This window comes from Psychroflexus tropicus DSM 15496 (assembly GCF_000378765.1).
GTDB lineage: Bacteria > Bacteroidota > Bacteroidia > Flavobacteriales > Flavobacteriaceae > Psychroflexus > Psychroflexus tropicus.
The window spans coordinates 234,116-247,626 of the sequence record NZ_KB905343.1 but is presented as its reverse complement, the minus strand read 5'-3'; the positions used below and the strand labels follow the sequence as shown (position 1 = coordinate 247,626).

Annotated in this window: 16 protein-coding genes; 1 reads left to right on the top strand and 15 read right to left on the bottom strand. The window is 36.9% G+C overall.

The window, feature by feature from the left end; translation table 11 throughout:
- Positions 1-46: 46 nt before the first annotated feature.
- Positions 47-484 carry an RrF2 family transcriptional regulator gene (locus F598_RS0105920; RefSeq protein WP_019038108.1) on the bottom strand — a complete coding sequence of 146 codons (438 nt, stop codon included), beginning with the start codon at positions 482-484 and terminating at the stop codon, positions 47-49.
- Between the two features lie 81 nt (positions 485-565).
- Between F598_RS0105920 and recQ the strand changes: the two genes are divergently transcribed.
- Positions 566-2,653: a DNA helicase RecQ gene (recQ, locus tag F598_RS0105915; RefSeq protein WP_019038107.1), complete on the top strand. Its 2,088-nt coding sequence runs from the start codon at positions 566-568 to the stop codon at positions 2,651-2,653.
- Here the strand turns inward: recQ and F598_RS0105910 are convergent, their stop codons facing one another.
- The 14 genes from F598_RS0105910 to F598_RS0105850 all read right to left on the bottom strand — a co-directional run bounded on the left by F598_RS0105910 (position 2,654) and on the right by F598_RS0105850 (position 13,401).
- Complete coding sequence (locus F598_RS0105910) at positions 2,654-3,301, bottom strand: hypothetical protein (RefSeq protein WP_157594965.1); 648 nt, start codon at positions 3,299-3,301, stop codon at positions 2,654-2,656.
- A gap of 66 nt (positions 3,302-3,367) precedes the next feature.
- Complete coding sequence (locus tag F598_RS0105905; RefSeq protein WP_019038105.1) at positions 3,368-3,889, bottom strand: 4'-phosphopantetheinyl transferase family protein; 522 nt, start codon at positions 3,887-3,889, stop codon at positions 3,368-3,370.
- Between the two features lies 1 nt (position 3,890).
- A complete protein-coding gene (locus F598_RS0105900; protein ID WP_019038104.1) occupies positions 3,891-4,139 on the bottom strand; it encodes an acyl carrier protein in 249 nt (82 codons plus the stop codon).
- 90 nt (positions 4,140-4,229) lie between these two features.
- Complete coding sequence (locus F598_RS0105895; RefSeq protein ID WP_019038103.1) at positions 4,230-4,460, bottom strand: hypothetical protein; 231 nt, start codon at positions 4,458-4,460, stop codon at positions 4,230-4,232.
- A complete protein-coding gene (locus F598_RS0105890; protein ID WP_019038102.1) occupies positions 4,457-5,728 on the bottom strand; it encodes a beta-ketoacyl-[acyl-carrier-protein] synthase family protein in 1,272 nt (423 codons plus the stop codon). Before F598_RS0105890 ends, F598_RS0105895 begins: the two co-directional genes overlap by 4 nt.
- Positions 5,729-5,730: 2 nt before the next feature.
- Positions 5,731-6,171 carry a 3-hydroxyacyl-ACP dehydratase FabZ family protein gene (locus F598_RS0105885; RefSeq protein WP_019038101.1) on the bottom strand — a complete coding sequence of 147 codons (441 nt, stop codon included), beginning with the start codon at positions 6,169-6,171 and terminating at the stop codon, positions 5,731-5,733.
- A gap of 18 nt (positions 6,172-6,189) precedes the next feature.
- Positions 6,190-6,972: an SDR family oxidoreductase gene (locus F598_RS0105880; RefSeq protein WP_019038100.1), complete on the bottom strand. Its 783-nt coding sequence runs from the start codon at positions 6,970-6,972 to the stop codon at positions 6,190-6,192.
- A 51-nt stretch (positions 6,973-7,023) separates the two neighbouring features.
- On the bottom strand, positions 7,024-8,076 hold the full coding sequence (locus F598_RS0105875; RefSeq protein ID WP_019038099.1) for a type III polyketide synthase: 1,053 nt from the start codon (positions 8,074-8,076) through the stop codon (positions 7,024-7,026).
- Complete coding sequence (locus F598_RS0105870) at positions 8,073-8,783, bottom strand: methyltransferase domain-containing protein (protein ID WP_019038098.1); 711 nt, start codon at positions 8,781-8,783, stop codon at positions 8,073-8,075. Before F598_RS0105870 ends, F598_RS0105875 begins: the two co-directional genes overlap by 4 nt.
- Positions 8,780-9,895: an NAD(P)/FAD-dependent oxidoreductase gene (locus F598_RS0105865; RefSeq protein ID WP_019038097.1), complete on the bottom strand. Its 1,116-nt coding sequence runs from the start codon at positions 9,893-9,895 to the stop codon at positions 8,780-8,782. Before F598_RS0105865 ends, F598_RS0105870 begins: the two co-directional genes overlap by 4 nt.
- Before the next feature lie 68 nt (positions 9,896-9,963).
- Positions 9,964-10,659 (bottom strand): YiaD family glycine zipper/OmpA-like lipoprotein, encoded by a 696-nt coding sequence (locus F598_RS0105860; protein ID WP_026302544.1) that lies wholly within the window; start codon positions 10,657-10,659, stop codon positions 9,964-9,966.
- Between the two features lie 3 nt (positions 10,660-10,662).
- Complete coding sequence (locus tag F598_RS0105855; protein WP_019038095.1) at positions 10,663-11,136, bottom strand: lipocalin family protein; 474 nt, start codon at positions 11,134-11,136, stop codon at positions 10,663-10,665.
- A gap of 68 nt (positions 11,137-11,204) precedes the next feature.
- A complete protein-coding gene (locus F598_RS15075; protein WP_019038094.1) occupies positions 11,205-11,366 on the bottom strand; it encodes a DUF1328 domain-containing protein in 162 nt (53 codons plus the stop codon).
- A 58-nt stretch (positions 11,367-11,424) separates the two neighbouring features.
- Positions 11,425-13,401: an alpha-ketoacid dehydrogenase subunit alpha/beta gene (locus tag F598_RS0105850; protein WP_019038093.1), complete on the bottom strand. Its 1,977-nt coding sequence runs from the start codon at positions 13,399-13,401 to the stop codon at positions 11,425-11,427.
- Positions 13,402-13,511 lie beyond the last annotated feature (110 nt).

Here is a 13,511-nt window from a genome sequence, read left to right as displayed (position 1 = left end):
TATAGACTTTACATTAAAATAAATTTATTGGAAAATTAAACCCTTTTTAAAGATGGGCTATTAGACTACTTTCTCTTTTGATGATTTCACTCAAGCTTGCCTGTTTAAGTAATTCGACTGTTTTTCTTTTAACCTCAAAAAAGACGTCACGAATGCCGCAAGTTTCTTCATCCTTGCATTCTTCGCATCGCTCATAATATTTATAAGTCACACAAGGTAAAAAGGCTATTGGCCCATCAAAAAGTCGCATGACATCTGCCAGGTTGATTTCATCTGGATTTTGAAGTAAATAATAGCCACCACCTTTACCTTTTTTACTGGCCAGCAAACCGGCTTTTTTTAGGTTTAATAAAATAGATTCAAGGAATTTTCTTGGTATATGTTCTTTCTCAGCTATTTCGCTAATTACGATTGGTCCCTCCCCTGTTCTTTTGGCTAAGAATACGAGAGCATTAATGGCGTATTTGGTCTTTTTAGAAATCATTCCTACAAATATATCATTATTCAACTTTAATAATCCAAAACTGAAATTGTAATTTGCGTCTTCAATTTGGAAATCAAAAAAATGGCCGCAGAGGGTATTCAGAACAGTCTTTCACTTTTAAAAACGTATTTTGGGTATGATAATTTCAGAAAAAACCAGTCTGAAATTATCCAACATGTACTGAATAAAAATGATGCTTTGGTAGTTATGCCTACAGGAGGAGGAAAGTCGCTATGCTACCAACTTCCTGCTTTGGAATTTAAAGGAGTGACATTGGTCATTTCACCACTTATTGCCTTGATGAAAGATCAGGTAGATGCTTTAAGAAGCAATGGTATAGAAGCGGAGTTTTTCAATTCTACTCAATCCCCAGAACTCCAACAGGAAATCAAAGCTAAAGTTGCCAATAAAACTGTGAAGCTTCTCTATGCAGCCCCCGAAAGCTTATCTGGTTTACAAGAGGTTTTAAATCAATCCTATTTTAGTTGCATTGCTGTGGATGAGGCACATTGTATTTCTTCCTGGGGGCATGACTTTAGACCCTCTTACCAGCAATTGAGCTTCTTGAAAAGGTCATTACCTCAAACACCCGTCATTGCTTTAACAGCAACTGCCGACAAAAGCACCAGGAAAGATATTTTGAAACAACTCGCCATCCCAAAGGCAAAGGTGTTTTTGTCCTCTTTCGACCGGAAGAACATCTTCTTAGAAGTAAGAAATGCAGATCAACGGCTAAAACAAATTGAAAATTTTCTTTTGAGACGACAGGATGAAGCAGGAATTATATACTGCTTAAGTAGAAAATCTACTGAAAAGCTGGCAAAAGATCTTACCAAGAAGGGTTTTAAAGCCAAAGCCTATCATGCTGGACTTACTACAGATGATAGGAGCGAAATTCAGGAAGACTTTGTTTATGATAAGACCCAGATTATTTGTGCCACAGTCGCATTTGGAATGGGAATAGATAAATCCAACGTTAGATGGGTCATTCATTATAACATGCCCAAAAACCTGGAAGGCTACTATCAAGAAATTGGTCGAGCAGGACGGGATGGAGTAGCAGCGCATGCACTTATGTTTCACTCTTATGCAGATGTAATCCAGTACAAACGATTTCTGGAAGATGTAAACAATAAAGAAGTTCAGGAAGCCAAACTGGAGCGGATGAAGCAATTTGCTGAAGCGACTTCCTGCAGAAGAAGAATTTTATTAGGTTATTTTGGGGAACATCTTACAGAAAACTGTGGGCATTGTGATGTATGTAAAAATCCTCCGAGATTCATCGATGCGAAAATCATCGCACAAAAAGCTTTATCTGCTATTGGAAGGGTAAAACAAAGTGAACCTATTGGAATAGTGATCGATGTCTTAAGAGGAGCTAAGAACACAGGGGTTTATGATAAAGGCTACCAGAATTTGAAAACCTATGGAATTGGTAATGGCATTAGCTGGAAAGATTGGCAGCATTATATCCTTCAATTGATTAACCTTGGTTATATTGAAATCGCTTTTCATAGAAAAAACGCTTTAGAATTCACAGCTATGGCTAAAAAAGTGTTATTTGAAGATGAACAAGTCTGGCTCACTAAACCTAAAGCAGACACCATTTCACAAACCTCTACCAAAGCTATTTCAAAATCTTCGTCTCTTTTCAAACACTTAAAACAGCTAAGGATGGAACTCTCTATTGAAGAAAATATACCTCCTTATTTGGTATTTAACGATGCAACTTTGAAGGAAATTGAAAAAGAGCGACCTCTAACCGAGCAGGACTTTAAATCCATAAGCGGAGTTAATGCTCTTAAAGCAGAAAAGTACGCTTATGATTTCATAACCGTCATAAAAAAATTCAATACAAAGAAACGCAAGAAGAAAACCTCAACGTACGAAGAAACACTTCATCTTTATAAGAATGGCAAAAGCATTGAAACAATCGCTAAGGAACGAAATCTAAAATCTATTACCATTGTTTCGCATTTAAGTACGCTAATTAAAAAGGGAGAATCTATCAACATTGACGATTTGATCTCAAAGACTGAAATTACTTCCGTTGAAAATATTTTAAAAGATGTAGATTATAAAGGTGCCCTGAAGCCTGTTTACGAGGGTCTCAATGGGAAATTGAGCTATGAGAAAATAAGGCTAGCCTTAGCAGTACTTGAAAGCTAATCACTCATTTTTAACAATGATAGAGCTTGCTTTTACACCGGTTAAAAGATTCCATACATTTCTGGAAACCACTTCTCCATTATCAATTATTTTAAGCTCAGCAGTATTTGGACCTGCTTCACCTTGATTAAGGGCTATAAACTCTATTTTGTTGAAACCTACTGATAAAGGAACAGTAATTTCTTTATAAACGTTTTCTAAAAGAAGATTCTCAATGATGATCTGGTCATTTACTCTTATTTGCACCCGGTCTCCGTCAAACATCATGTGGTCTCTACAAATAAAGGTCATCTTGTCTGACGTGGTTAAAAATTCTCCAAGACTCATATCCTCGGCCCATTCTTCTTTCATACCTTTGTTTTCGTCTTCAGGCTTTTTATTAAGCTTGTCTGTCCACAAATTACTCGGATTGGTAAACTGTTTTTTAGGTTTAAAATCTACACCTTCTTCATTTTTAGAAAATCTATCTTTAACCTTGCTTCTGTTAGGGATACCAAGTGGACTTAATCCAGAATTTGAATTAGAAGACTTAAATCTTGGATTGTTATTAATTTCTGAACCACGAGTAGGAAAATCCCTGCTCTGAGCGAAAAGCCCAACAGAACTTATTAACAAACTGATAAATATGTATTTAGAGTACCTCATCATTACAAATATATTAAACTATAACATAGATTATACCAATCTTAGTTTGTTTATAACAAAAAGTAAATGTCAATACTGAAAAACCTGGTATTTTCCATGATGCGTTTTGGACACTTCTAACAGTTTATTGTTGATAATTAAAAAAGGAAGACCTAGGTTGGTTTTGTTTAATTCTGGAACAGAATTTAACGTGTACTGAAGTTTGATCAGATCTAAGAATTCCTCATTACTTCCAAAAAAGCACCTGTTCCCTTTTGTTGAAATAACTTCTGAATAAATGAAATCAGCGGTTTGAGTGGTCTTGGTTGAAAGGAGAGATGACTTATGGTAGACAACCCCTTCTTTGCTGTTTTTCAACTCGCATTTGAAAGCCAATGGATTGAAAGCTGGGATCGTTTTTAGATTTCGCTGCCACGCTTTGTAAGCGCTCTCCTTCATTGTCCAAATTCTCCAAAATGTTTCAACAGGGTATAAACTGGATTTGACTATACTAATTTCAGTATCCTTGCAGATTTTTTCTAGATAACGTGGTCTAAAAACATTTGACTCTTCTCGAGCTTTCGCTAAATCTACAATATCATTTCCAATCACTCTAAGATAATTTCTTTTGAATAACTTCTACTGTGGCTTTCACATTCGTCATTTTCTCCATGTCTTCGTTCTCAATTCTAATATCAAATTCGTCTTCAACATCTAAAACCACATCCACTAGGTTAGCTGAATTAATTTCGAGATCTGCTATAAAATCAGATTCTAATGATAAATTCTCGAAATTTTCGTGATGGTTCACGTAGGGTTGAACGATGGTTTTGAGTCGTGCTTGTATCGCTTCGGAGGTCATGATTTTTTTATTAGCAATTTACTAATAAGTTTTCATTAATAACCATTTCTGATCAAGCTCTAGAATGATAATTTCTTAATTTAAATCAACTTAAGGTTGTTGATCCAACAAGCGCTTACACTTAAAACTCTCAAATAAAAAGTTGATGCCAGTCATTATAAGAACAAGAGATAAAGTTCCGGCGATTACCCATTGCCAGGTTGGAGTATTACTGTGTTTTAAAAATCCACTTTCAACCAGAGCCGATAAGCCAAATCCTAACAATCCGGTCCCAGCTCCTCCAAAAATCCAATACCTTTTCTTTAATTGTTTTGAGTTCATTTATGATAAGAATTTAAAATCACACAAGCATTGACGTCTCCAAATCCAAAACTTGCCTTTGCTAAAATGTTTATGTTTTTATCCATAGATCGCCTTGGAATCTTTGTAGCGTCAATTTTATTCAAAATATGAGGATGAATGTGTTCACAATTGATATTCGGATAAATAAATCCAGAATTTAGTTCCAGGACCGAGCTCACTAATTCTATACTACCTGCAGCGGCAAGGGCATGGCCAATATGACTTTTTAAAGAATTAATATAGGGGAAGTCTTTCCCAGAACGTCCTAAAGCAATTGTCCAGTTTTCAATCTCTGTAGCATCCATGGCTGTAGCGGTTAGATGTCCATTAATAAGATCAATTTGATTAGGATGGATTTGTGCATCTAGAATTGCTTTGGAAATACAATCTACTACTGCGGTAGAATTGGGGGCAGTCATACTTCCTCCTTGCCGCTGGCCACCAGAGTTGATGTGACCGCCCAGGACTTCCGCATAGATTTTCACCCCACGCTCCTGAGCAGACTCCAAGCTTTCTAGAATGAGTGCTCCTGCACCGCTCGAGGGTACAAAGCCAGCTGCATCTGCCGACATCGGTTTCGATGCCATTTCAGGATTATCATTATATTGATAAGGTAAAATCCTCAAAGCATCAAAACCACCCCAGACGTATGGACCGGAATCGCTACAACTTCCAACAAGCATCCGCTTAGCTTTACCATGTTGAATTCTCTCAAATCCAATCAATAAAGCTTCAGTACCGGTTGAGCAGGCCGAAGAGTTGGAAGTCACCTGGTTCCCACAACCCAGCTTACCGCCTAAAAAGGCACTGATACCGCTTGCCATAGTTTGAAGAACACTAGTACTGCCAAGACGACGCACGTTTTTATCATCTATTTTATGGAAAGCCTCTCTAAGTTTATCTACCCCTAAAATTCCTGTACCGAATACAACGCCCGTGTCGATATCTAACTTATCATTCTTTGCTAACTTGGCATCTTCCCAGGCTTCCTGTCCAGCGATCCCCCCGTAAATTAAACCTGTGGCTAAAAGTCCCTTCTGCTCAAGGGCTGTAAAATTCAGGTCTAAAAGCTCTTGAGAAACCTCAGGAATTCCACCGATCTGACAGCTAAAGTTTAATTCTTTTAAATCATTATGAAATTGAATACCACTTTTGCCTGCCTGAAGCGCCTTTTCAAATTTTGAAATCCCAATGGCATTTGGAGCAACAACTCCCATACCAGTAATAACTACTCTTTTTTTATTCATACTTAGGGCAAAATAACTCCGGCAATCTCGCCCTGAATTACAAGGTCTTGAGATTGATTAAACATTTTTACAGCACATTTCAATTTATTGAATCTAAAATATAACTTATTTGCTACAACACTTACGTTTTCTCCAGGCAAAACAGGCTTTAAAAATTCTATATCAGTGGAGGTCATGGCTAACTTTATGTTATTAAGTTCTAAATCTTTTTCTTGAGATAGCAGGTATACCCCGAAACTTGCCAAGCCAATCTGTGCGGCACATTCTGTTAAAATAACTCCTGGTGTAATAGGATTATTTTTAAAATGACCCTTATAAAACCAGGATGAAGATTTAAAGGTGTAGCTTCCTTTAATGTGTTGCTCAGTAATCTCATCAATTGACTTTACAAACAGAAACGGCTCTTGGTAAGGTAGTTTTGATATAATCTGGGAGGACTTCATCCTTATTTGTTTTTATATTTATAAACTTTCACCGCCATCTACTTTTACAACGGTTCCATTGATCCAGCTGGCTTCGTCCCTACTCATTAAGTAAACCACATTGGCCACATCTTCTGGCTTAGTGAGACGTTGAAATGGATTCCGCTTAATACTGGAAGCTTTTAGTTCTTCATGACCTGGAATCATTTGAAAAGATTGAGTTTCTACAACTCCAGGTTGTATGCAATTGGCTGTGATTTTGAACTCTGCAAATTCTACAGCCATATATTTCATCAAAGTTTCTAAACTCGTTTTAGCAACTGAAACCGCTGCATAATGCTTCCATACTCGCTCATTGCCTTCGCTTGTAAAGGCTAGCAGTTTGGCTTGAGGTGCAAAAAAACAAGCGTCCAATATGGACTTAGACCACTCATAAAAGCTGTAAGCCATGGCGTTTGCAGTAATCTGTAAATCTGTAGTATGAAGTGGAGCGTCACCGGTCATCGCCTTTAGGTTGCCTTTGGCAATGCTGTGCAGCAGTAATTTAATTTTTCCTGTCTTACCAAGGACTTCTGGCAATAGATTAATCCATTCAGTTCTTTTTTCTGAATTTGTAGCATCTAGATTGAATGATTTTACTTCAACACCACAAGATTTTATCACTTCAAATTTACGTTCTATCTCAGGTAAATCAGTTCTTCTGTCTCTATGAACAATGAGTAAATTCCAGCCTTTTTGAGCTAACTTAAGCGCTGAAGCATAGCCTAAGCCTTGACTTCCACCAAGGATAAGAGCAAAATCGTTAGGGTTATGATGGCTCATAGGCTTATTATTTTAAATCATTAAACTTAGCTGTAACAAATTCCGAAGAAATTACCATTCTAAAAGTATGCGTTGAGCAGAAAAACCAGGTCCAAAGCTCAACATTAATCCTTTATCCCCTTTTTTCATTGGCTTTTGCATCATTCGTTCTAATACATAAAGAACGGTAGCACTACTCATATTACCAAACAGGCGCAATACTTCTTTGGTATCATCTATATTTTTGCCCATGGCTCCAAAAAGCGACTCCACCGTATTGATTATTTTCTTTCCACCTGGATGAAAGATGAGGTGATCGATGTCTTCTATCCTGGTGTTATTATCTTTTAAAAATGGATGAATTATCTCAGGAAAATGTTCGCTGATTTTTTCTGGAACGTCAATATCCAAAACCATTTTTAGTCCAGAGTTAGTTAAATCGAATCCCATCATATGGGTGTCGTTATAAAAATGATACATAGATTCGCCAAGAATTTTTGGACCCTGAGCCTCTTCTTCAGAAGTCATAAGCACGCAGGCTGATCCATCTCCAAAAATGGCAGAACTTACCATATTAGCCATACTCTTATCATTAAGCTGGAAAGTAGCTGTTGGAGCCTCAAAAGAAACTACTGCAGCACGCTTGCCAGGGTTAGCCTGTAAAAACTGTTTAGCATAAATCATACCAGAAATGCCAGCTGCACATCCCATTTCTGTTACTGGAAGTCTAACAATATTCTGCCTTAGATCTAGGTCATTTATCAAAAAGGCATCTAGCGAAGGAATCATGATCCCTGTGCAACTTACTGTAATGATGAAGTCTAAACTTTGAGGTAACCAGTTCGCCTGACTTAAGGCTTTTTCTAAAACCCTTTTACCTAAAGTTTTGGCTTCACGGGTGTAAATTCTGTTTTTATCTTCAAAAGAAGTCGCTACAAATACCTCTTCAGGGTCCATGATTGAATAGCGTTTATCGACTTTGGCTCCTTCATAGATCTTGATTACTTTTCTTCTAAATCTTTCGTCTTCATCAGCTAGCCAAGTCTCAACAAAGGGTAGAATATCCTTGGTTTCCTTGAAGTATTTTGGGTTTTGCGAAGCAACTGTAGTTATTTTTACACTCATGAGCTATATATAATCCACTGGTAACGGAAGGCCCAATACCATGAAATGTGGTGCTTTAAATTTAATTCTTTTCCGAAATTCTCTAAGTCTTTCGATTTGAAGCCCCTCAAAATGGAAGTTAATCCATCTTTTATTGCAATATCTGAATTTACAAAGACTTTACAATAAAGAGAGAATAATCTGTAGGCCCATTTACTTCGCTGTAAATCGTTAATTACTAAACCAAGACTAGCCTGTTTACAAAGTATTGGCAATAATTTTTTGATATATTCATCTTTAAAATGATGTAAGGTAAGGCAGCAGGTAATAATGTCTGCTTCAAAATCTGTAAAGTCTTCACTAAAGACATCTATCACTCGGTAAGAGATATTCTTGTAATCTTTTGACCATTCTTTTGCGATCTGAATGGTATGAGGGTTAGCATCAATACCTATTAATTGAATATTAAAATCTTTTGGCTTTGCCCATTTTGCAATATGTCTAAGGGCGTCACCACTTCCGCAGCCAAGATCAGCAATGACATAGTTTTTTTTGCTCTGCTGGCTCATAAGCTTTTTAATACCCTCAATTGTTGCCCGATGCCCACCTAATCTGGTGTTGATTTGATCAATGGTTTTGAGGACTTCTTTTAGATCTTCTCCCTGAAAATCGAACTTATCCATGATTTCATCTTCCTTACTTCTGTTTAAAGTCGAAATTGAACTCATAAAATAGGCTTTCCATGGGTTTGTTGTATCATCTTTTGAAGTAAGACTTTAGAATTTGAAACCAGAGACATACTGAAATTTGTAAGCCCCTGTCTTAAAAGTATCTTCTGAAACATGGAACCGAAAATAAGCCTTTTCTGAAAAGTCTTCTTCCAAATCTGTATATAATTTTCTTCTAATGTATCTCTTCGCTTGTGTACCTGATATCTTTTAATTTCATCTGAAATCAGTTTAGCTGAATGAATAGCCATGGCCATTCCATTTCCACATAAGGGGTGGATAAGCCCAGCAGAATCTCCCGCCATTAATATATGATTTTCCACAGCATTCTTTTTCTGAAAAGACACCTGCGAAATGGCTAGATGCTGATCGAATTCTAGGGTTGAAGTCTCAAGAAATGATTTTAAATAGGGGTTTTGAGCTAAATGATAGTGATTGAATTCATCTATAGATTTGGCCTGCTTAAAGTTCTGGTAATGGGCTAAATAGCAAAGGTTAATTGCACCCGTTTCTGTCTTTGAAAGTCCACAGTAGCCACCGTTGAAGTTATGAAGATGAACTTCTCCTTGAGGAAAATCTTCATTTCTATAATGAGCTTTGATTCCAATCCATGGTGTTTTTTGTTGAATAAAATCTCTTTTTAATTTTTTGTCCAATAAAGATCGTTTTCCATAGCTACCGATGACTAGTTTTGACTTGTATTCCTTATCCTTAGCCTTTACTTTAAATTGATCATCATTATAAACGATGTCTGAAACAGTTTCAAACTTAAATTCTGCTCCCTTGGATAGGGCTGCCCGATATAGAAGGTGATCCAAAGCATATCTGGAAATACCAAATCCACCTAGGGGAAGATCAGTTTCTACACAATTACCCGTTAAATTACTCAAAGTCAATTTTTGAATTGGATCGGCTTTCGTGTCACTAATGTCTATCCCCAAACGCTCAAGGTATGGAGTCACTTCATTGGAAACGTATTCTCCACAGACTTTATGTTTGGGGTAAGTATCTTTTTCTATCACCAGCACAGCTAGTCCAGAAATAGATAAATCTATGGCAGAAGTTAATCCCGCCAGTCCTCCACCTACAATTATGACATCATAAATTTTCATTGTTGAAATTTAGGCATAAAAAAAATCTCAATATGATATTGAGATTTTCATATTGAGTATTTTAAATATTATTGAGCTTTTTGCTTGGCCTCTTCTTTCAATTCTTGATTGGCTACAATAGCAAGTTCTACTCGTCTGTTTTTTGAGCGTCCTTCAGGAGTGGAATTATCATATTTTGGCTGTTCTTCACCATACCAATTGGTCTCAATTCTTGAATTATCTATGCCATTTGCAGTGAGATAATCTGTAACCGATTGAGCCCGATCTTTGGACAAATTCATATTGTAAGCATCGCTACCTGTAGAATCTGTATGCCCTTCAACTATGATATTGGTTTTTGGATACTTTTGAAAAATATTGATGAGTTTTAAAAGAGAAATTTCAGATTTACCGTTGATGTTGGATTTGTTGGTAGCAAAATAAACTCCCGAGTTTTCATCAAAAGTGACATTAATACCTTCGCCCACTCTTGTAACTTCTGCTCCTGGTATCTCTTCTTCTATTTCTTTGGCTTGCTTATCCATTCTGTTTCCTATATAAGCACCAGCAGCGCCACCTACAACACCACCTATAATAGCACCTAAAACTGAGTTGTCACCATCGCCTGTATTATTTCCTATAACTCCACCAATGACTGCACCTCCAGCAGCACCTACAGCTCCACCTTTTTGTGTGTTATTTGCATTTTTGACGGCATCACATGAGCTCATTAAAAGAACGAGTGCAAAGAAAGCACCGAGTATTCTAGTTTGATAACATTTCATAATCTATAATTTTGTAAAATTCATTTCTATTGTAATCTGCTCACCTTTAAACATAGTGTTCTGTTCCCAGGTCATTTTATTTCCAATTAGGTTTGTAATTTTAATCCGGGTACCAGTACTCACGTTTTTGGCTTTCTTCCCATTGGTAATTTTCATCAACACTTCAGGATAAGCATCTTTTGCAGTTAAAGGGTCAATATACCAAGTAAACCGATTTTCTGTTTTCGCACATGCATTTCCATCTAAGATAAATTTGCCAGTGCTGTTGTTAGGTATAAATTCCCACGTTGAATTTTCAAAGCAATTAACATCTGCAAGATCATAAAGTTCAACATCGAAAAACCCAGAGGAATTTGGATAAGCAACAGATTCTAAAACCCATTCACCTTTAAATTCCTTTTCAACTTGATTGGCTATATAAGCTGAGCCACAGGATGTGAGTATCAAACTGCTTAAAAATAAATAAATATATTTCATAATAAAATTTGAGTTGAATAAAAACTCCATAAAGACTTTAATCTTTATGGAGTGGACTAAATTTCAATTTATCGTCTAAAGAGCCTTCCAAGTAAGGAAATGACAAATAAAACAATAAAAATGTAGAAAATAATCTTTGCTATATCCGCTGCTCCTTCAGCAATTCCTCCGAATCCTAAAACAGCTGCGACTAAAGCGATTACTAAAAAGGTAATTACCCATCGTATCATAAGGTTTGGTTTTTGGTTGAATACCAATGTACGGAGAAACTGAGCATTTGAGATTACTTTAATATTTATTTAATGATTTTAGCGCCTCCTCAAATTTTGACTTAGCTAGGTAACTTTCTTCGAGCTTTTTTGCGAAAGGTATTGGAGTAGATAGGCTTGCTACCCGCCTTATTGGTGCGTCAAGATATTCAAAGCAATGTTCAGATATTAAAGCAGACACCTCTGAAGATAGACTACCGAAAAGAGAATCTTCCTGCAAAATTATAACTTTACCTGTCTTTTTTACAGAAGAAAAAATAGCTTCTTCATCTAAAGGAGTAAGTGTCCTCAGATCTATAAGATCTATAGACATATTTGGATATTTGTCTATAACCTCTTCCGCCCAATGAACTGCTGCACCATAAGAAATGACACTAATGTTTGAGCCTTCTCTAACTGTTTTTGCCTTACCAAGCTCAATAGTATAATAAGCTTCAGAGACTTCTTCTCTTATACTTCTATACAAGGCTTTGTGTTCAAAAAACAATACGGGGTTAGGATCTTCTATCGCTGCTGCTAAAAGTCCCTTCGCATCCTGAGGACTAGAAGGGTAAACCACCTTCAGGCCAGGTGTTTTCGTAAACCAAGCTTCGTTGGTTTGGCTGTGAAACGGACCTGCTCCAACTCCTGCTCCACAAGGCATGCGGATCACTACATCAGCATGTTGACCCCAGCGGTAATGTACTTTTGCGAGATAATTGACTATCGGATTAAATCCTGAGCTCACAAAATCTCCAAATTGCATCTCAACTACAGATTTGATACCTTTTATAGATAGGCCCATTGCAGCTGAGATAATGGCAGACTCGCATATTGGCGTATTCCTAACTCTTTCTTTTCCAAACTCCTTTAAAAAACCATCAGTGATTTTAAAGACGCCCCCATATTCAGCAACGTCTTGCCCCATAATGACTAAATCCTGGTATTTCTCCATGGACTGATGTAGTCCTTTAGATATAGCATCTATAAATCGCATTTCTGATGTTGGACCTGTAGGAAGTTGAGTGTGATGAGTATGAGCTTTATAAACGTCCTCGACTTCTATTAATTCATTTGAATCTACCTCTCCCTCTTCATTAGCAAGTTTAAGCTGTTGGTCTATCTCTTTTCTAATTTCATCTTTTATACTAGAGCTCTGCTCTTTAGACAGAATTTCAGCTTCCAATAGAAAGAGCTCGTAATTATCTACCGGATCTCGTTTTTCCCAGTACTGCATCAACTCATCTGGGACATATTTAGTCCCACTTGCTTCCTCATGTCCTCTCCTTCTGAAGGTTTTGAACTCTAAAAGCACAGGTTTAGGATTCGCTCTCAGGCTTTCGGCTATTTCACTAACCTTGGTATAAACTTCTATAATATTATTACCATCTATGATATGAGATTCCATACCATAACCCTGGGCTTTATCTGCAATATGCTCACAATTAAATTGTTCGTAGGTAGGAGTAGATAATCCATAACCATTATTTTCAACACAAAAAATAACGGGCAGACTCCAAACGGAAGCAACATTTAATGCTTCATGAAAATCTCCTTCACTGGTCCCCCCTTCACCAGTAAACACTGCGGTTACAGCCTTTTCATTCTTTAACTTATGACCCAAAGCAATACCATCGGCCACTCCTAGCTGAGGCCCCAAATGAGAAATCATTCCTATGATCTTGAATTCTTGGGTTCCAAAATGAAAACTTCGATCTCGACCTTTTGTGAATCCATTCATTTTTCCCTGCCATTGTGAAAACAGGCGGTGTAAAGGTATACCTCTGCTTGTAAAAACTCCCAGATTTCTATGCATTGGCAAAATATACTCATCACTTTTCATCGCTTTGGTAACTCCTACTGCAATAGCCTCTTGACCGATTCCAGAGAACCATTTGGAAATTTTTCCTTGTCTTAAAAGAACTAGCATTTTTTCTTCTATGAGCCTCGGTTTAATAAGGCTTTTAAAAAGGTCTAGGTGCTGCTCTTTGGTGATCGAGGAATTTTCAAAATTCATAGTATTGGTTTATTGGTCTATCAAATGTATCATATTGAAAACATATAAAAAATCAAGACTGTGAAAATTATCTAATAAATGGCAGGATTCTGAATACTGACTAAAATCTG